This window comes from Acinetobacter sp. NIPH 284, assembly GCF_000369425.1.
GTDB lineage: Bacteria > Pseudomonadota > Gammaproteobacteria > Pseudomonadales > Moraxellaceae > Acinetobacter.
The window spans coordinates 1,282,603-1,300,167 of record NZ_KB850011.1 but is presented as its reverse complement, the minus strand read 5'-3'; the positions used below and the strand labels follow the sequence as shown (position 1 = coordinate 1,300,167).

Sequence of the window (17,565 nt, the reverse complement as noted above, 5' to 3'; positions counted from 1 at the left end):
TTAAATACTCAACTTAGTCAAATTACGGCGTTTGCCATAAATGAGCTGGACGACAGCACGGGTCACAGTAATCGCAGTAAACATTGAACATACGATACCGATCATCAAGGTGACCGCAAATCCTTTGATTGGGCCTGTACCAATTGCGAACAAGATAAATGCCACGATGAAAGTGGTTAAGTTCGAGTCGAAAATGGTGTTATAGGCCCGATCATAACCCGCGATAATGGCTTGTTTAGGGGAGGCGCCCCAAAGCATTTCTTCTCGGATACGTTCGCAGATCAGTACGTTGGCATCAACCGCCATACCAATACCAATCACGATCCCCGCGATACCTGGTAAGGTGAGGGAAGCACCAATCCATGACATAAAAGTTAAAATCATGGCAAGGTTGAATACCAAGGCAAAGTTTGCAATTAAGCCAAACAGACGGAAGAAAACAACCATCCAAATTGCAACCAATAAGAAACCGATTTGAGTCGATAACACACCCTTATCAATATTCTCTTGACCAAGACTTGGACCAACAACACGCTCTTCTACAAAGTACATTGGTGCAGCTAAAGCACCTGCTCGAAGCATCAAGGCAAGTTCTGCTGCCTCTTGAGGTGAATCTAAGCCAGTGATACGGAATTGTGAGCCCAATACCGCTTGAATAGTTGCCGCATTGATGACCACAGATTCTGTATATGGTGTGCGTACTTCAGTTTGAGCACCCGTCTTAGGATCAGCAACATAAGAGATCTTTTGTTTATTTTCAATAAACAATACTGCCATACGTTTACCCACGGCATTACGTGTTGCATCTGCCATGAGCTTACCACCAGCGGTATCTAGGGTGATATTTACTTCAGCGCCGCCAGAATCTTGACTAAAACCAGAGCTTGCATTTTGAACACGCTCACCAGTCAAAATACGATTACGTTGTAAAAGAAGTTGACGACCGCTGTCCAGAGATTGATAAGCAAAAACCTCAGTACCCGGTGGAAGTGGTTGACCATTATATTTGCCAGTGTATTGATCAATATATTGATCATTACTGTCAGCAACTAAACGGAATTCTAAGTTCGCGGTACGACCTAATACACGTTTTGCTTCAGCAGTATCTTGAACACCCGGTAGCTCAACCACGATACGGTTACTACCTTGTGTTTGTACCAATGCTTCTGCTACACCAAGTTCGTTAATACGATTACGTAATGTAGTTAAGTTTTGGTTGACTGCATAAGACTGAATTTCTTGACGACGAGTATCTGTATAATTCAGTTTTAGAGTCGCGCCAGATGTCGTTGCAATGGCTTGTTGAGTAAACTCATTACTGTTACGACGTAAAAAATCTGCTGCGGCATCACGATCTGTATTGTCAGCAAATTGGATCGTAATGGTGTTATTACTTAAAGCAAGGTTATTAAATTTAATTTTGTTGTCACGAAATTGACGACGCAAATCAGTCGCAGATGTTTCCATACGCTGACCAATCGCTTTATCCATGTCGACTTCAAGCAAGAAATGTACACCGCCACGTAAGTCCAAACCGAGTTTCATCGGTTTAGCCCCAATCTTTCGCAACCATTCTGGTGTTGTTGGTGCAAGGTTGAGTGCAACCACATAGTCATCACCTAAATCACGGCGCAACACTTCTTTGGCTTTTAACTGTGCTTCTGAAGAGTTTAATCGTAATAATGCCGCATTATTGGTGAAGCTATTGTCGTGACTGCTAATGTTGGCAGTTTTTAAAATCTGCTCCGCTTTTTGCACAATGGTTTGATCTATTTTTGTGCCTGCTTTAGCGCCTGAAATTTGGACAGCAGGTTCATCTGGATACAAACTAGGAAGTGCATATAACGTACTGATCACAAGTACCACAAGGATCAGTAAATATTTCCATGCAGGGTAACGCATTCGCTTTCTTCTTAAATGAAAAAGTCGTGCTGAGGCACGACTATCTTATGATTAAAGGTTATTTAGTGTGCCTTCAGGTAATACTGAAATGACACTCGCACGTTGAATTTTTACATCGACACCACGGCTGAGTTCAACTACTGCAAAGTCACCATCAAGTTTGGTGATTTTTCCCATCAAACCGCCTGCAAATACGATTTCACTACCCACACCTAAGCTTTCGATTAAAGAACGATGCTCTTTAGCACGTTTTGCTTGAGGTCTCCAAATCAGGAAGTAGAAGATCCCAATAAATACAGCAATCATCAACAAGTTTGCCATCAGGCTAGGGCCTTGTGCAGCCGCTGGAGCAGCGTGAGCAGTAGAAATTAAAAAGCTCATTTCGATTTCCTAAAATTAAAAAGTCAAAAATTAATAATAAAATTCCAATTCATTTTGCAATGTACCTTGTCTTGCGGTCAGGCGCAAATCTTGATGCAATTCATTCACATTAGTCTTCAGGACAAGCGGGAACTTCTAGACCACGACGTGCATAAAAGTCCTGAACATATTCGTCAAATGTGCCGTTATCCAATGCATCACGCATCCCTTGTGTCAGTCTTTGGTAATAACGCAAGTTATGAATGGTGCCGAGCATAGATGCCAACATTTCTCCGCATTTCTCTAAATGATATAAATAGGCACGGGTGAAGTTTTTACAAGTGTAACAATCACAATGCGGATCTAAAGGTCCTTTATCATGACGATATTTACTATTACGAATTCTTACCAGACCATCAGTGACAAAATAATGACCATTACGTGCATTACGGGTTGGCATGACGCAGTCGAACATATCGACACCACGGCGAACGGCTTCAACGATGTCTTCTGGTTTACCAACACCCATCAAATAACGTGGTTTGTCCTGTGGCATTTTGTTTGGTAAATAATCAAGCACCTTGATCATTTCTTCTTTTGGTTCACCAACTGATAAACCACCAATTGCATAACCATCAAAGCCAACTTCTAATAAACCTTTAAGTGATTCATCACGAAGATCTTCATACATACCGCCTTGAATAATACCGAATAAGGCATTTTTATTCTTAAGCTCATCATGGTGGTGGGTTTTACAGCGTTTAGCCCAACGCAAAGACAGTTGCAAAGATTTTTGAGCTTCTTCATGTGTTGCAGGGTAAGGAGTACATTCATCAAAGATCATCACAATATCTGAATTCAGTACATGTTGGATCTCCATTGAAATTTCTGGAGACAAAAACACCTTTGAACCGTCAATAGGAGAACGGAAAGTTACACCTTCTTCTTTGATTTTGCGCATTGCGCCTAAGCTAAATACTTGGAAACCACCTGAGTCGGTCAAAATTGGTTTATCCCATTGGATAAACTCATGTAGACCCCCGTGCTCTTTAATCACTTCCAAGCCTGGACGTAAATATAAATGGAAGGTGTTACCTAAAATAATCTGTGCCTGAATTTCTTCAATGTCACGAGGTAACATGCCTTTCACTGTACCGTAAGTACCCACGGGCATAAATACAGGTGTTTCAACCACACCATGCTCTAACGTAAGTCGACCACGACGGGCACGTCCCGACTGACCTAATTTTTCAAATTTCATGACACATCCTGAGCAAGATCGAAGCACTGCTTTGAGCGCAGCGCAAGGCGAAAAAACAGTTCGCTGATCAAAAGCGGCTATTTTCCTTGATTATGGCGTGTAGTTCTACTACTAAATGTAGCGTAAGTTAAAAAATAAAAAAGCCAATCAAGATAAAGCTTAGATTGACTTGTATTCAAGTAAAAATAAATTTTAAAAATTTGGTTTATAGTCAAAATTTTCAGTTGCAAGATTATCCTTAAACGGGCGAATGGCTTTCTTGGATAAGGTGAGAGGATTGATCAGGTTGTTGGGGAACACCTCGATCTGGTTATTAAACAACTCTACGTTACGGTTGAATATCGTGATTGCCGCACCTACATTCTCGTTTTGTTCCTGAATGTCATCCATCATCTTGCTATAAAGTGCATCAGCTTTCAGTTCAGGATAATTTTCCACTACCACATTCAAACTACGAATCAGTTCCTTACTCATTTTCTCAATCTGTTGTAATTGAGAAATATCGGTATCATTGACATTCAGATTCAGAATTTGTTGGCGTAATTCAGTCACTTTTTCCAAAGTTGATTTTTCAAACTGAGTATATCGATCTAATGTTGCTTCCAATGCTTCTAAAGTCTTTACTTTTTGACGCTCAAAGTTGGCAACTTCTGACCATGCCCGTTTGGTGGCATTAAAATACCGTACGATGTTGTTGCGAATAGAAACGCCCCATACGATCAGCACCACAAAAATCCCCAAAAAAATCAGTAAACCAGTCATCGTCATTCCCCTTATTGTTATGGCTAAATGATTAGCTAATTAAATTCAGCATGAGCTGTTGAAACTTTTGATATTGCGGCATGGTCATGGTACGTAAATGTCCACGTAATGCTGAAATATCATGGATTTCACTACGTTTACTGGCGGTTTGGAAAAGGTTTTGTTCGCCGAGGTAACACAAAATTTGCTCTTCATGATGATAAATTAAATCACCAGTAAAATGTTGAAAAAAATCATGTAGCTTTAAGGTCAAACTTGGACTAATTTCTTTTGCTAATTGATGTTGATCGACCCCAAAAATATTTAGCTCTTGGTTAATTAAAATATCGCTGCTTTGCCATGAACTTGTATATGGTTCAAAAAAACGAGAACGTTTATTGCTGACCGCTATTCCTGAAACAGGCATTTGAAAAATAAAAGCGCCCCATAGATCTTTGTGAATTTCTTTGGCAATTTTCTGATTGCTATTTTCTTCCTGAAAAATGGGGAGTTCACTGACATAGTGATATTGAAACAATAAAACCTGATGTTCAGTCGTACCATCATGCCATGTAGTTGAAGCATATTGGGTGATTTCGTTAGATTCAGTGCCACGATTAAATAATGGGAAAAATTGCTTCAATCTACTGATCACCAATAATGGCTGTGCTTGAATGGGTAAATAAGCGGGTAGCTGTTGAAATTGCAGACCATAACGTAAGACGGTCATGCGTTGTTCAAGATATGTAATGACCTGTGTGAGTGGCTCTTTCGGCTCATACAGTAAATACGCTAAAAAACCAGTCAAAAAGGCAGCGAGAAGGCTAAAGATATACTGAATATGTGGGTGAAAAAAATAGCCAAATACTAATGTGCAGACGCTCACAATGCCTAAAATAAAAGGCAATACATTAAAAAAGCATAAGCTATGATCATCACGCCACGGATGTAAAGCATCCAGCAAATCTTGATCACTATGTGCTTTTTGTCCTATATCCCAAAGCCGAGCAATATTGCGGAAAACCTGCGCATTTTTTTTACGTCTTATATGTAGAGCTTCTTGGACGGTGTCGATCGGCATGGAGAGGATCAATTCATTGTAATACGACTAAGATCGTTTAATTATGCTTTAACTTTCATAAACTAAGAAGGGGCATGTGAATCTAATTATTTTTTATCCCAAAATAAATTACCTATCATTCAATTTATTTTTACGAGGCAATAGGCTAAACCTTGATTTAGCCTATCTTTATATTTTTTAAGTTTCTAGTTTATCAACCAGCATCGCATCGCCATAACTAAAGAAACGATAGCGCTGTTCAACTGCATGTTGATAGGCCGCTAAAATATTCTCTCGATTCGATAAGGCTGAAACCAGCATCAACAAGGTGGATTCTGGTAAATGGAAATTGGTGATCAGTCGATCCACGATACAGAATTGATAACCTGGATAGATAAAGATTTGCGTATCACCTGTCCAAGCGGCAATCTGACCTTGATTGGCTTGTGCTGCACTCTCTAAGGCACGAGTCGCAGTCGTTCCAACAGCAATGACTTTATTACCACGAGCTTTGGTTTCCAAAATCAGGTCAATGGTCGCCTGTGGTACGTCACACCATTCACTGTGCATAATGTGGTTGGTAATGTCTGTGGTCCGCACAGGCATAAATGTACCTGCACCGACATGCAGGGTCACAAAGGTTTTTTGCACGCCTTTGGCTGCTAGTTGTTCCAATAGGCCTTGATCGAAATGCAGGCTTGCGGTTGGGGCAGCCACGCTGGCTATTTTTTCAGGGTCGTGAAATACCGTTTGATAACGTTCGGTATCAATTTCTTCTGCTTCACGGTTGAAATAAGGAGGGATTGGTAACTGACCGTATTGATCCAGTACTGACAAAATTGGTTGTGAAAACTTAACAATAAACAGGTTTTCATGACGACCCTGTACTGTAACAGGAATAGCATCTTCGCCAATATAGAGTTCTGCGCCTGCTTTAGGTGAGTTGCTTGACTTAATGTGGCAGTGGGCGGTGTGGGTATCCAGCATCCGTTCAACCAGCACTTCAATTGCACCGCCTGTGGCACGTTTTCCTTTTAAACGTGCTTTCATGACTTTGGTGTCATTCAGCACCAGTAAATCACCATCTTCCAGTAAATCCAGAATATCGGTAAAGACATGATCATGGTACTGACCCTGCACATCAATATGCAGTAGGCGTGAGGCACTACGGCTTTCTAGTGGGTAACGGGCAATCAGTTCATCAGGAAGGTCAAACGAAAAGTCAGAGAGTTGCATAGATTTCTTTTCCACATCGAATCAGAACAGCATCTTTCTAAGGTTTATCCCTAAAATAAAAAACCCCAAACTTTTAATGCCAGTTTGGGGTTTTTGAAATCTTGGTCCCGAGGGTCGGACTCGAACCGACACGTCATCTCTGACAGCGGATTTTGAGTCCGCCGCGTCTACCAATTTCACCACCTCGGGAAGAGTGCGATGCTTTGTGTTGCGTATAATAGCCTTTTTAAAACAGTTGTCAATCATGCCTGCTGATCAATTGTTTAGTTTTAGAGCAATTTGTAGATTTTTTTATGTGTTTTTATAAAAATGTACAGAAACAGCGAAATTTCTTGTTTTATAATCAGAAATAAAATTTTGTTGAAAAATCACGTTTTGTTGCGAATTGATCGAATCAATAATTGCCTTTTATGTTAAAATTTGTTAATAGTGGGTGGTGATTTTCTCATTTTTTTTTAAATAAAACCTACATACATGTCATAACGATAATATTCGAGAGGCGAGCATGGCGATTCAACTATTAGAATTACATCAGGCTGATAAGTTAAGTGCTTGTAAAATTTCTCTTTCTTTAGGTGTAACTTCAGAACAGAACTTGCTTGAGCAATTTTTGCAGTTTAACCGAAACCTGATGCAGGCCAATACCGCATTGCTTATTTTTCATCAGGAACCTTATCTTTGGCATCGTTGCCCTGAAAAATTAAAAGTGATTGATTCTTCAAAAATTACCAAGAGCTTAAATACCTTATTTGTGAATGATGACCTGATTGACCGTAAACATCCACAATATCCAACATTGCTGGCTTTTTTGGCTTCACTTAAGCGAAAAGCACAAACTGCGATCGCCCTGCAACTCAGACATCCCAATCAGACCGCCTTGGGTTATGTGATTTTATTCGATGAAGTGGCTCAGGAATTTACTGACTTACAAAAACAATTGTTGCAGGCCCATTGCGTCAGCTTCATGCAGCAACTGGAATTGAAGCTTAACCATGATGAGCTAAAGGAATTATACCAACAGGAAGCGGCGCTTAATTTTAGTAAAACCAAGTTCTTCTCCATTATTTCCCATGACCTTCGTGCGCCATTTCATGGCTTGCTGGGTTTTTCCGAGATTTTGGCAAAAGAGCGTGACACACTGGATGAGGCAAGTGTCCAAAATATTGCTGACTATCTTTATGATACTGCCCAGTCGACTTATAACCTGCTAGAAAGTTTATTAAATTGGTCAATGGCCGAGGGCGGACGCTTTAACGCCTATCCTATTGAATTTAAGTTAAGACAAGTGACCACCATTGTCACGGATATTTTAAGGACACTTGCAGTCAAGAAAAATATCAATCTGATCAATGATGTGCCAGAACATATCAAGGCCTATGCTGATATGAATATGGTTACTTCCCTGATTCAGAATCTGGTGTCGAATGCCTTGAAATTTACCGATATAGATGGTTTAGGCGTGGTGTCGATTCGCGCGGAAAAGCAGGGCCACCATGTTGCCATTTATATTCAGGATACAGGTTTAGGCATGACAGATGAGCAAATGGCAGAGTTGTTCCATCCTCGCTTAACCGTCAGTTTAAAAGGTACGGCAGGTGAAAAGGGTGCAGGTTTAGGCTTGACCCTGTGTAAGCGTTTTGTGGATTTAAATCATGGCGAAATTAGCGTCAGCTCGAAAGAAGGTGAGGGAACCACCTTTAAGGTGCTATTGCCAGCCGCAAGTGAGCACATTGATGAGTGTGTTGAACAACCGAAAACCAAAGCAAAATTAGCCTAAACAGATTTTAAAGATAAGCTTGTAACTGATATAAATGATCTAAGATGACATGACATTAGTCGAGCTTTTTGATATGAATGTGGAACAGCGACAAAAAACTCTGGTTGCAAGCCAATATGCTGAGCAAGTTTTAAATTTATACCAGACACAATTAGAACAAGACTACTTGGAAGATCAATTTCTTGATTCGCTTTCAACTGAAAGTATCCATCAGAAAGTCCAGCATGCTGTCATAGATTTAACTGATGAGCAGGCCTGGATGAAAGCCTTGCGTATTCTACGTGCCAGGCTGATGTTTCGCTGGATTTGGCAGGATGCCAATCAACTCACCAATGTCGTTACCCTGACCCGTGAACTTTCTGATTTTGCCGATGCCAGTATTTGTGCTGCAAAAGCTTTTGCATTGCCACCGCTCTTAGCCAAACATGGCGAACCGATTGGTTATTCAGGTCATTTACAAGATTTGATCGTGATTGGCATGGGGAAACTTGGTGCACAAGAACTTAACCTTTCTAGCGATATTGATCTCATTTTTGCCTTCGATGAACAGGGAGAAACCAATGGTCGTAAATGTATTGATGTACAGCAGTTCTGCATTCTATGGGGGCAGAAGCTGATTTATCTGCTTGATCATATTACTGCAGATGGTTTTGTATTCCGTGTCGATATGCGCTTACGTCCGTGGGGCGATGGTTCAGCCTTGGCGATTAGCCACAGCGGGTTAGAAAAATATTTAAGTCAGCATGGGCGTGAATGGGAACGCTATGCTTGGATTAAAGCACGTGTGATTACAGGTGAGAAAGCTGGCGCAGAACTCATGGAGATGTCGCGTCCATTCGTTTTTCGCCGTTATGTCGATTATTCTGCTTTCGCTGCGATGCGTGAAATGAAAGCGATGATTGAACGTGAAGTCATGCGTCGTAATATTGAAGATGATATTAAATTGGGCGCAGGTGGTATCCGTGAAATTGAATTTATTGTTCAAGTTTTTCAGTTAATTTACGGAGGCTCGAAACGTGAATTACAAGATCGTCAATGTTTGGTAAGTCTACATCATTTGGGAAATGCTGAATTACTTGATCAACGGGCTGTAATTGATCTCGAAGATGCTTATTTATTTCTAAGACGGATTGAGCACGCGATTCAAGCACTCAATGACCAGCAAACCCAATCTCTGCCGACTGAACCTGAATTAAGACAGCGCATGTTAGATACGTTAGGATTTAACGATTGGTCTGCTTTCTTAGCGGTTTTGAATCAAAAACGCGACAAAGTTAAAGTTCAGTTTAAACAGCTTATTCAGGAAAAAGAATTTGTTGAGCCTGTAGATGACTTTGTTCAGCTTGAGCAAAAACTGAATACTGTATTAGATGATGGTGCAAAGAATCTAATTCAAAACTTTTGGCATGGACAAGCACTAAAAAAAATTCCCGCGAGTGCTTTAGAGCGCTTAAAGAAATTCTGGCCGCATTTGATCGAGGCAATCTTACAGTCACCGCAACCACAGGTTGCCTTGTTGCGATTAATGCCTTTGGTTGAATCTGTACTTCGCCGTACCGTGTATTTGGTCATGCTCATGGAAAGTCGTGGTGCTTTACAACGATTGGTCAAAATGGCGACGGTCAGTCCGTGGATTTGTGAAGAGTTAGCGCAATACCCCGTTCTATTAGATGAATTTCTTTCTATGGATTTTGGTTTGCCGCAGCGTAAAGATCTAGAAGATTCACTACGTCAACAATTATTGCGTATTGAGATTGATCAAGTTGAAGATCAAATGCGGGTCTTACGTCTATTTAAAAAGAGCAATGTTTTAACTGTTGCTGCAAGTGATGTCTTGGCAGAAAGCCCATTAATGAAAGTGTCCGATGCATTGACTGATATTGCTGAAGTTAGCGTCCAAGCGACGCTTAATTTAGCTTATGAAGCGGTTGCCGAGCGACATGGCTATCCTTTGGGGAATAATGGTCAGCGCTGTAGTTTAGACAACAAAGGCTTTGCCGTGATTGGATATGGCAAGCTTGGTGGAATTGAATTGGGTTATGGTTCAGACCTAGATCTGGTTTTTATCCATGCTTTTGAAGAACATAGTGAAACTGATGGTCGTAAGGATATTAGTGGGGCTGAATTTGCAATTCGTGTGGCACAAAAGTTTATGTCTTTAATGACGACGCAAACCTTAGATGGGCGTGTTTATGAAATTGATACCCGTTTACGTCCATCGGGTGAGGCGGGGATGTTAGTCACCAGCTTAAAAGCGTATGAGCAATATCAACAAAAAAGTGCGTGGCTTTGGGAACATCAAGCTTTAGTGCGCGCCCGTTCGATTGCGGGTGATTTCAATTTGTGTCAGCTATTTGAGCAGATTCGTTGTCAGATTTTGACTCAAAAACGAGATGAAAATGTCGTGCGTGAAGAAGTATTGAAAATGCGTCAAAAAATGAAAGACCATTTGGGATCGTCTTCTGAACAAAAAAAACATGGCATTTTTCATTTAAAACAGGATGCAGGTGGTATCGTTGACATCGAATTTATGGCACAGTATGCAGTGCTTGCATGGGGCGGGACGAATCCAGATCTTGCCCATTATTCTGATAACGTAAGAATTCTTGAAGATGCTGCTCGAGCAGGCTGCTTATCCAGTGAAGATGCCACAGCACTCATCCATGCTTATCTCCGTGAACGAGCTGAGAGCCACCGTTTAGCGCTTGCAAATCAATCTATGCAAGTCAATGCTGCGGATTGGCACGATACCCGAGAGATCGTTTGCAAGTTATGGCAAAGGTTAATTGATCCAACTGCAATAGCATTGGAAAGTGAATGATTGTGTAAAAATTTGGAGTATGTGCCATGAATTTGGCTGATCGTGATGGTTTTATTTGGCAAGATGGAAAATTAGTTGATTGGCGTGATGCAAAAATTCACGTCTTAACACACACATTACATTACAGTATGGGTGTTTTTGAAGGCGTCCGTGCTTATGAAACCCCAAATGGTACAGCAATCTTCCGTTTGCAAGATCACACTAAACGCTTATTAAATTCAGCAAAAATTTATCAAATGAATGTACCATTTGATCAAGCGACTTTAGAGCAGGCGCAGATTGATGTTGTGCGTGAAAATAAATTGGTTTCAGCTTATTTGCGTCCTCTCATTTGGATTGGCTCTGAGAAACTAGGAATTGCTGCAACAGACAATACCATCCATGCTGCTGTAGCAGCTTGGTCATGGGGTGCATACCTTGGTGAAGAAGCGATGGCACGTGGTATTCGTGTTAAAACATCATCATTTACGCACCACCATCCAAACGTGACGATGTGTAAAGCAAAAGCATGTGGTAACTATACCGTATCGATTTTGGCACACCAAGAAGTTGCACGTTCAGGTTATGACGAAGCAATGTTGCTTGATCCTCAAGGCTTTGTTTGTCAAGGTGCAGGTGAAAACGTATTCTTAATCAAAGATGGTGTTTTACATACACCTGACTTGGCAGGTGGTGCGTTAGAAGGGATTACCCGTCAAACCGTAATTACCATTGCCAAAGACCTTGGTTATGAAGTGGTTGAGCGTCGTATCACACGTGATGAGTTTTACATCGCTGATGAAGCATTCTTTACCGGTACTGCTGCGGAAGTAACGCCAATTCGTGAATATGATGACCGTGAAATCGGTTGTGGTTCACGTGGCCCGATTACCACTGTTATTCAAAAAACTTTCTTTGATGCAGTACAAGGTCGTAACGATAAATATGCACATTGGTTGACTTATGTAAAATAAGATCAAACCAGATCAATTAAGCGAAGCTCAGGCTTCGCTTTTTTTATTGCTGAGCTGTCAATAGATTGCAACTAAATCATCATCAATCTTTCATTTAATTTGATTACGGTAAACTTTAAGTGCAATTAAAACAATAGAGAAGCAATGAAAATTACTGTTGTAGGTGCAGGTTATGTTGGCTTATCCAATGCTTTATTATTTTCAAAACAACATGATGTGATGGTCTACGATATTGATAAAACACGCGTAAAGAACATTAATCAGCGCGTATCTCCGATGAGTGATACCTGTATTCAAAACTATTTATCTGAGTCTAATATTGAAGCGACTTGTGACCAAGAGCTGGCTTATCAACAGGCTAAACTGATTATTATCGCAACCCCCACCAACTATAATCCTGAAACAAACTATTTCGATACATCGAGTATTGAAAACGTTATTCATAGTATTCAAAAAATAAATCCTAAAGCGTTGATGTTGATCAAATCTACAGTTCCAGTTGGCTATACCAAGGAACTTTCTAAAAAACTTGCGTTAAATAATCTTATTTTTTCTCCTGAATTTCTAAGAGAGGGGAAAGCTTTACAAGATAATTTATACCCGTCACGGATTATTGTGGGGGAAAAGTCAAAGCGAGCTGAGAAAATTGCCAAGCTTTATTTGAAAGCAACCATAAAAAAAGATGCGGTATTGTTATGTGTTGACTCAACGGAAGCAGAAGCAATTAAGCTGTTTTCAAATACATATTTGGCGATGCGAGTTGGTTTTTTTAATGAGTTGGATACCTATTGTCTAAAAAACAAATTGAGTGCTTTAGATATAATTAAAGGGGTGGGATTAGATCAACGCATCGGTGATCACTACAATAATCCTTCTTTTGGTTATGGAGGTTATTGCTTGCCTAAAGATACCAAACAGCTTTTAGCTAATTATGATGATACTCCTCAAGAACTGATTTCAGCGATCATTCGCTCTAACCAGACTCGTAAGCAAGTGATTATTGAAGATATACTGAGTCGAAATGTCACTTGTGTTGGTATTTATCGATTAACCATGAAAGCCGACTCAGATAATTTTAGAGAGTCAGCTGTACATGATGTGCTGAGTGGTTTGGCGGATGCAGGAATCCAAATCGTGATCTATGAACCCACATTGGGTGTGAAAGCGTACCTTGGTCATCCTTTGGTATCGAGTCTACACAAATTTAAAGCAATCTCTGATTTGATTATTGTCAATCGTATGGTGCCGATGTTTAGTGACGTGATGGAAAAAATATATACACGAGATTTATTTGGGATAAATTAGCGCTTAAATGATTAAACAAAACTATAAACAATCCTCCTAGTTTGGTGAATTAATAATAATTTTTTTGATAACGCCTATGCTAAGATAGCCCAATATTCAGTGCATATTGTTTTAAAACGCTTGGTACGAAAATCGCAACGCGAAAATAATATCTAAGGCATTAAGGTTATCAGATGGCAGACATTCAACAAGATTCAGCAACTCATGAAGACAATATTATTTTGTGCATGAAATGGGGAACGAAGTACGGTCCAGAATATGTTAATCGTCTGTATAACATGGTCAAACGTCATCTGACTTTACCCTTTAAAATGGTTTGTTTGACGGATCGTACAGAAGGTATTGATCCGAATGTACAATGCTTTCCAATCCCACCTTTAGATTTGCCAGCAGGTGCGCCTGAACGTGGCTGGAACAAGCTTTCAACCTTTGAACCTGATTTATATGGTTTAAAGGGCAATGCACTTTTTCTCGATCTTGATGTCGTGATTATTGATAATATTGACTGCTTCTTTCAGGAAAAAGGTGAGTTTTTAATTATCCACGATTGGAAAAGACCTTGGCGTATAACGGGCAATAGTTCTGTATATCGTTTTAAATTAGGCGGATTTCCTGAAATCTTGCCTTATTTCCGTGAGCATTTTGATGAAATCCGTCAAAAATTTCGTAATGAACAAGCTTATTTATCATGGTTCGTTGATGCACATGGAACTTTGAGTTATTGGAACGAAGATTGGTGTAAAAGTTATAAATATCATTGTTTACAAAAGATTCCATTAGCATATGTGAAGCCGCCAGTAAAACCGAAAGGTGCAAAAATTATTATTTTCCATGGCGAAATTAATCCGCCCGATGCCGTAAATGGTGGTGGTGGTAAATGGTATCGTTATGTATTGCCTTCGGATTGGATTAAGGACGCTTGGCAGTAATTAGATAATCTGTACATTTATTAATATATTAGGTCAAATCGTGAAAATTTCTTTTTATTTAATTAATTTGGATTCAAGTGTAGAGCGTTTAAATAAAGCAGATACAGAATTGAGTAAACAAAAAATTAACTATACTCGTATTTCCGCTATTGATGGACGTAAACTCGAGCTTTCCTCATATTCAAATTATGATAGTAAAAGATCTCATATTTTTACTGGAAGAGATTTAATAGGTGCTGAAATAGGTTGCTATTTAAGTCATAAAAAAGCAGTTGAAACTTTTTTATTGTCTGGTTCAGATTATGGTGTCATTTTAGAAGATGATTTAAGATTAAATGAGGATTTTAATCAAAAAGTTATAGAAATTATAAAATGGCTGGAAAATAATAAATATACAGATTGGAATGTTATTAACCTAGGTGCAAAAAAGAAAAAACTAACATCTAAAATTGCTGAATTCGGTAACTATGAGCTATTAAATGCTTATTATTTTCCAATATTAGCTATAGGGTTAATTTGGTCAAGAAAAGGTGCACAGGATTTTTTAGAAAAGATTAATGATCGGCCTATTTTTATGCCAATTGATGTAGAGTTACAAGCATGGCTTAGTAAGAATGGTAAAGGCTTATCCGTTTACCCTGCATTAGTACTGCAAAATGGTTCAGAAAGTGATATTGATGCTGGAACCTTAATAAATCAGCAAAAGAGTTTACGTGCAGATCGTTTTTTTCCTCGCCAGAAACGGATGTGGATGAATAAATGGAATGCATGTAAAAAACTTTTAGAGAAATGAATTAGGGTATTAAAAATGAAAGTTTTAATGATCAATTTAGATGGTTCCAAAGATCGTTTACAGCAGCAAAATGAACAATTTGATAAATTAAAAGTTGTATTTGAGCGTTTACCTGCAGTTTCAATTGCTGATTTTAGCAAAGATGATTATCAAAAATTAGCCTTCAATGGTCAAAGACCAATGAAACAATCTGAGTTAGCTTGTTTTTTGAGTCACAAAAAAGCATGGGAGTACGTTGTTACATTAAATGAACCTTGTGTTGTTTTAGAGGACGATGCTGTTTTAGTACGAGAATTTAAACAAATTATTAAGGTGGTAACTAATTTAGAAAATATCGATTTTATAAATTTAGAGGTGCATGGACGTAGAAAGTTAATTGCAAAATCTGCTACATTTGATTTAACTGATGATCATTTTCGATTATTTAGTTTATATCAAGATAGAAGTGGAACAGGTGGATATATTCTGTACCCCAGTGGTGCAAAAAAACTTCTAGATTTCATGGAAAAGAGAGCAATTGGTTTAGCTGATGAGTTTATTTATAGTTGTAGATCATTAGAAGCTTATCAAATTGAGCCAGCAGTTTTACTTCAGAGCGATAAATGTGAAATGTATGGCGTCAAGCCGATGGACGATATGCATTCAATTATCGGTCAAGTTAAAAATACAGTTTCTTTTGAATTATCTATAATAGAAAAAATTCAATTTAAATATAGAAGAATAATAGCTCAAATTATTTTGGGCTATTATTACCTTTTATTTATGTGTAAAGGTGCTGTTAAAAGAGAAATTAAGGTTGAACCTAAGCGATTTGATTAACCAAAAATTTTTGCTTTAGTTTTTTGCCACCATGTTATTTTAGGTGGATTAGCTAAGCTATTTTCCCAGCCAATATGGTGACACACACCACTTTTTAAGAAAAGATTATATTGGTTTCTTTTTCGGAACCAACGTGAAATATGTCGTTCTTTTTTAAAGTTCTGAAATCCTTGTGTTGCTTTCCACATAGTAATCGGTGAAATATGGGGGTTAAAAGTGAAACCGTGCCATTGATCATGGAGTTTGGTAAGTTTTGCAGTAGTTATATTACTATTTTGAATAAATTGGATCTTATTAAATTCTTCTTCTGTAAAAGAAAAGTCAGATAACTTTCTTAATACAATAGAGGTTGCTGAAGAGTCATCTTTTAAAATATTTATATATTCTTCAATTTGAATAGGTTGATCAAACAGCCAATCATCTTCACAATGAAAAATGTAGTTCGTCTTAACTTGAGCATACATTAAATCCACGGCTTTGTGATGTCCAACTTGCTCTGAAAGGTTAATCAGTATTCCTGTAGGACATAGTTCTCGAAAAACTTGATTGGTTTCCTCATCACGAAAATCATTGATTGCAATAATATGTTCAAAACTAATCTGGTTGAATAGGCTTTCTAGAGTTTGACGTAATAGTTCTGGGCGTCGGCCAATAGTAAGGCAAAGTGTAATATCTTGTGCTTTCAATGATCATTCTCCAGAACAGTTCATAGCCAATATGATTGTAGATATTTGTGATTGTAGGACGAATTCATTGTATACTCAAATAATATTGAATACACTGCATCTACAATAATGCTGGAGATTTGTTAGGTTATTTTACGATGAAAAATTATGTCATAAGTTTAAAAACAGCCTCAGATCGAAGACAGCATATTGAAAATCAATTTAGTCATCATCAAGTTGAATATCAATTTTTTAACGCATTAACGCCAGATTTAGCGGCAACCATGGCTGATAAATTAAAATTAAATGTAAATGAAAAATTTTTAGCGAAAACTGAATTAGCATGTTTTATGAGCCACGTTGCGCTTTGGCAAAAAATGCTCGATGAAAATATTAGTTATATGGCAATTTTTGAAGATGATATCTATTTAGGTGATGATGCAAATTTTTATTTGAATAGTCATGACTGGATTGATCCAGATTGGAATGTAATAAAGATTGAAGCATTTAATGAGCGTGTTTTGATTGGGAAACCATATGTCCAGTTGGAAAAAGGGAATCGGTCTATATCTAAATTAAAAAGCTGTAATTTAGGTACGGCTGGTTATATACTTTCTATAAAAGGTGCAAAAGAATATTTAGAATACATTCAATCTATTGAATTAATACCTTTAGATCAATTGATGTTTAATCAGTATGTTTTAAATAAAAAAAATAATATTTATCAAATGAATCCAGCGCTATGTATTCAGGAAATGATTTTATACCCTGAAAAGAGTAAAACCTCTTTGGTTAGTGATCTATATAATGAGCGTCAACAAAGAATGAAAAATAATAAAAAGAAAGGCTGGTCTAAAATAAAATTAGAAATTTATCGGATATATATGCAATTATTTAGCATTATTGCTTATAAAGCTATTAAGTTTAAATAATGAGAAATATA

15 protein-coding genes and 1 tRNA gene are annotated in these 17,565 nt (G+C 38.3%); 8 read left to right on the top strand and 8 right to left on the bottom strand.

The window, feature by feature from the left end; translation table 11 throughout:
* The 7 genes from secD to F908_RS12090 all read right to left on the bottom strand — a co-directional run bounded on the left by secD (position 1) and on the right by F908_RS12090 (position 6,749).
* Complete coding sequence (gene secD, locus F908_RS12120) at positions 1-1,902, bottom strand: protein translocase subunit SecD (protein ID WP_005162285.1); 1,902 nt, start codon at positions 1,900-1,902, stop codon at positions 1-3.
* Positions 1,903-1,953: 51 nt separating this feature from the next.
* Positions 1,954-2,283 carry a preprotein translocase subunit YajC gene (gene yajC / locus F908_RS12115; RefSeq protein WP_004664873.1) on the bottom strand — a complete coding sequence of 110 codons (330 nt, stop codon included), beginning with the start codon at positions 2,281-2,283 and terminating at the stop codon, positions 1,954-1,956.
* A gap of 109 nt (positions 2,284-2,392) precedes the next feature.
* Positions 2,393-3,523: a tRNA guanosine(34) transglycosylase Tgt gene (tgt, locus tag F908_RS12110; protein ID WP_005162280.1), complete on the bottom strand. Its 1,131-nt coding sequence runs from the start codon at positions 3,521-3,523 to the stop codon at positions 2,393-2,395.
* Between the two features lie 192 nt (positions 3,524-3,715).
* Complete coding sequence (locus F908_RS12105) at positions 3,716-4,285, bottom strand: LemA family protein (protein ID WP_005162277.1); 570 nt, start codon at positions 4,283-4,285, stop codon at positions 3,716-3,718.
* 31 nt (positions 4,286-4,316) lie between these two features.
* Positions 4,317-5,345 (bottom strand): hypothetical protein, encoded by a 1,029-nt coding sequence (locus F908_RS12100; protein ID WP_005162275.1) that lies wholly within the window; start codon positions 5,343-5,345, stop codon positions 4,317-4,319.
* Between the two features lie 177 nt (positions 5,346-5,522).
* Positions 5,523-6,560, bottom strand: a complete 1,038-nt coding sequence (gene queA / locus F908_RS12095) for a tRNA preQ1(34) S-adenosylmethionine ribosyltransferase-isomerase QueA (RefSeq protein ID WP_005162273.1) — start codon at positions 6,558-6,560, stop codon at positions 5,523-5,525.
* Between the two features lie 102 nt (positions 6,561-6,662).
* Positions 6,663-6,749, bottom strand: a tRNA-Leu gene (locus F908_RS12090).
* Positions 6,750-7,065: 316 nt separating this feature from the next.
* Between F908_RS12090 and F908_RS12085 the strand changes: the two genes are divergently transcribed.
* The 7 genes from F908_RS12085 (at position 7,066) to F908_RS12055 (ending at position 15,957) form a co-directional block, all read left to right on the top strand.
* The gene (locus F908_RS12085; RefSeq protein ID WP_005162271.1) at positions 7,066-8,337 is read left to right on the top strand and encodes a sensor histidine kinase; all 1,272 of its coding nucleotides are present in this window, start codon (positions 7,066-7,068) and stop codon (positions 8,335-8,337) included.
* Positions 8,338-8,410: 73 nt separating this feature from the next.
* On the top strand, positions 8,411-11,158 hold the full coding sequence (gene glnE / locus F908_RS12080) for a bifunctional [glutamate--ammonia ligase]-adenylyl-L-tyrosine phosphorylase/[glutamate--ammonia-ligase] adenylyltransferase (protein ID WP_005162269.1): 2,748 nt from the start codon (positions 8,411-8,413) through the stop codon (positions 11,156-11,158).
* 26 nt (positions 11,159-11,184) lie between these two features.
* Positions 11,185-12,111, top strand: a complete 927-nt coding sequence (locus tag F908_RS12075) for a branched-chain amino acid transaminase (protein WP_004664837.1) — start codon at positions 11,185-11,187, stop codon at positions 12,109-12,111.
* 144 nt (positions 12,112-12,255) lie between these two features.
* Positions 12,256-13,416, top strand: a complete 1,161-nt coding sequence (locus tag F908_RS12070; protein WP_005162268.1) for a nucleotide sugar dehydrogenase — start codon at positions 12,256-12,258, stop codon at positions 13,414-13,416.
* 173 nt (positions 13,417-13,589) lie between these two features.
* Positions 13,590-14,345: a hypothetical protein gene (locus F908_RS12065; protein WP_005162265.1), complete on the top strand. Its 756-nt coding sequence runs from the start codon at positions 13,590-13,592 to the stop codon at positions 14,343-14,345.
* A 40-nt stretch (positions 14,346-14,385) separates the two neighbouring features.
* Complete coding sequence (locus F908_RS12060; protein WP_005162261.1) at positions 14,386-15,138, top strand: glycosyltransferase family 25 protein; 753 nt, start codon at positions 14,386-14,388, stop codon at positions 15,136-15,138.
* 15 nt (positions 15,139-15,153) lie between these two features.
* Positions 15,154-15,957, top strand: coding sequence for a glycosyltransferase family 25 protein (locus F908_RS12055; protein ID WP_005162257.1), 804 nt, complete (start codon positions 15,154-15,156; stop codon positions 15,955-15,957).
* On the opposite strand, the gene F908_RS12050 is transcribed toward F908_RS12055, so the two are convergent.
* Complete coding sequence (locus tag F908_RS12050; protein WP_005162252.1) at positions 15,954-16,643, bottom strand: glycosyltransferase; 690 nt, start codon at positions 16,641-16,643, stop codon at positions 15,954-15,956. The two genes, F908_RS12055 and F908_RS12050, sit on opposite strands and share 4 nt — an antisense overlap.
* Positions 16,644-16,780: 137 nt before the next feature.
* Between F908_RS12050 and F908_RS12045 the strand changes: the two genes are divergently transcribed.
* A complete protein-coding gene (locus F908_RS12045) occupies positions 16,781-17,554 on the top strand; it encodes a glycosyltransferase family 25 protein (RefSeq protein WP_005162250.1) in 774 nt (257 codons plus the stop codon).
* Positions 17,555-17,565 lie beyond the last annotated feature (11 nt).

Bases quoted from the DNA above. Each gene is read 5' to 3' on its own strand.
- F908_RS12075 (WP_004664837.1), top strand. From the start codon at position 11,185: ATGAATTTGGCTGATCGTGATGGTTTTATTTGGCAAGATGGAAAATTA.
- yajC (WP_004664873.1), bottom strand. From the start codon at position 2,283: ATGAGCTTTTTAATTTCTACTGCTCACGCTGCTCCAGCGGCTGCACAA.
- F908_RS12070 (WP_005162268.1), top strand. From the start codon at position 12,256: ATGAAAATTACTGTTGTAGGTGCAGGTTATGTTGGCTTATCCAATGCT.
- F908_RS12045 (WP_005162250.1), top strand. From the start codon at position 16,781: ATGAAAAATTATGTCATAAGTTTAAAAACAGCCTCAGATCGAAGACAG.
- queA (WP_005162273.1), bottom strand. From the start codon at position 6,560: ATGCAACTCTCTGACTTTTCGTTTGACCTTCCTGATGAACTGATTGCC.
- F908_RS12105 (WP_005162277.1), bottom strand. From the start codon at position 4,285: ATGACTGGTTTACTGATTTTTTTGGGGATTTTTGTGGTGCTGATCGTA.
- F908_RS12055 (WP_005162257.1), top strand. From the start codon at position 15,154: ATGAAAGTTTTAATGATCAATTTAGATGGTTCCAAAGATCGTTTACAG.
- F908_RS12100 (WP_005162275.1), bottom strand. From the start codon at position 5,345: ATGCCGATCGACACCGTCCAAGAAGCTCTACATATAAGACGTAAAAAA.
- secD (WP_005162285.1), bottom strand. From the start codon at position 1,902: ATGCGTTACCCTGCATGGAAATATTTACTGATCCTTGTGGTACTTGTG.
- F908_RS12065 (WP_005162265.1), top strand. From the start codon at position 13,590: ATGGCAGACATTCAACAAGATTCAGCAACTCATGAAGACAATATTATT.
- F908_RS12085 (WP_005162271.1), top strand. From the start codon at position 7,066: ATGGCGATTCAACTATTAGAATTACATCAGGCTGATAAGTTAAGTGCT.
- glnE (WP_005162269.1), top strand. From the start codon at position 8,411: ATGAATGTGGAACAGCGACAAAAAACTCTGGTTGCAAGCCAATATGCT.
- tgt (WP_005162280.1), bottom strand. From the start codon at position 3,523: ATGAAATTTGAAAAATTAGGTCAGTCGGGACGTGCCCGTCGTGGTCGA.